The 1,614-nt window shown below is 48.2% G+C and carries 2 protein-coding genes; both read left to right on the top strand.

Annotated features, from left to right (window positions below):
* Positions 1 to 1,174 (top strand): Eco57I restriction-modification methylase domain-containing protein (locus tag AXF19_RS11835; protein ID WP_216634940.1); only part of this gene is annotated, 1,174 nt, incomplete at its 5' end.
* Positions 1,174 to 1,614, top strand: a 441-nt coding sequence (locus AXF19_RS15615; RefSeq protein ID WP_335674932.1) for a GIY-YIG nuclease family protein, incomplete at its 3' end; no start/stop codon positions are given. The genes AXF19_RS11835 and AXF19_RS15615, both read left to right, overlap by 1 nt.

Genomic DNA, 1,614 nt, shown 5'->3' with positions numbered 1-1,614 from the left:
CGATCTGCCCGAGGAAGTCACGCAGATGGGGCTGTTCCCTCCGCGCACGGTGGAAGCGCCGCCTGTGCGCATCTATGACTGGCGGCGGCAGAGCGGATTGGAGTATCGGAAGGTAAACACGGGAGGAAGGACTATGAAGTTCGATTTCGTGATAGGGAATCCACCGTATCAGGATGAATCTAATGGGAGTTTGCGTAACTATGCTCCTCCGATTTATCATTTGTTTTTGGACGAGGCATATAAAATTGCAGATAAGGTTGAACTCATTCATCCTGCGAGGTTTTTGTTCAATGCGGGGTCAACACCTAAGGTCTGGAATGAAAAGATGTTGGAAGATCCTCACTTAAAGGTTTTGGAGTACGAAGCAGACAGTGATAAAATATTTCCAAACCTATCTACTCCTATCAAAGGCGGTATTGTTATCACCTATCGAGATACGACAGAAGATTACGGAGCTATCCAAGCATTTACTCCGTATCTGGAAATGAATGCAATATCACATAAAGTTGTCAATCACGATTGTTTTTCGAGTTTGATGGATGTGGTGTATTCTAGAACCTCATACAGACTGACCGATACTATGCACGGGGATTATCCAGAAGCTCTTTCTAAACTTAGTAACGGACACCCCTATGACATGGCATCAAATATCTTTCAGCGATTGCCCGAAATTTTTTTTGATGCTCCGCCGCAAGATGGGTATGAATATATAAAGATTCTGGGGCGTGAAGGAAGTCGGCGTATTTATAAATATATTCGGCGTGTGTATGTAAATGATGTCGAAAATCTTATGTCATATAAGGTTTATGTTCCTCAAGCTACTGGGAGTGGTGTTTTTGGTGAGGCGTTAAGTCAGCCCATTATCGAATCTCCAAGTGTAGCGGCAACAGAAACTTTTATCAGTATTGGAAAATTTGATAGTGAGGATGAAGCAAAAGGGCTTGAAAAGTATATAAAGACTAAGTTTTTACGGGCTATGTTGAGTATATTGAAGGTAACACAGAATGGTAATCGTGGTGTATGGAAAATGATTCCCCTTCAAGATTTCTCCTCGTCCTCGGATATCGACTGGTCACAGCCCATCGCGGCGATTGATCAGCAGCTCTATGCGAAGTATGGACTCTCGGCGGAGGAGATTGCCTTTATCGAGTCCCATGTAAAGGAGATGGCGTGATGGCGGTTCAGATTCAGCCCTTTGCCCGCGTCGTGCCGATGATCTACGCCTACAATACGCCGGGCATCTCCTATCACGACGGATGGACGAAGGTCGGCTATACGGAGCGGCAGTCCGTCGAGAAGCGCATCGCACAGCAGACGCATACGGCACATATCCATTGGCAGCTCGCATGGAAGGATAATGCGATGTTCAAGGATGGCTCGGGGGAGTATTTCACCGACCGCGATTTCCATGACTATCTGGAGACACTGCACATTGCGCGTGAGCCGCATACGGAATGGTTTCATGCGGACGGCGGGACGCTGTTCGGACATTTCCATGACTTCGCCATGCGGAAGCTGCCGCGCGCGCAGGAGCATACGACCTACGAGCTGCGCCGTGAGCAGGAGGATGCGGCGGCGATGACGGCGGCGTATTTTCGGAGCGGCGGGACGGAG

This window comes from Selenomonas sp. oral taxon 126, assembly GCF_001683335.1.
In the GTDB taxonomy this organism is placed as follows: domain Bacteria; phylum Bacillota; class Negativicutes; order Selenomonadales; family Selenomonadaceae; genus Centipeda.
The sequence above is the reverse complement of the archived record's forward strand: the minus strand, read 5'-3'. Positions and strand labels throughout refer to the sequence as shown.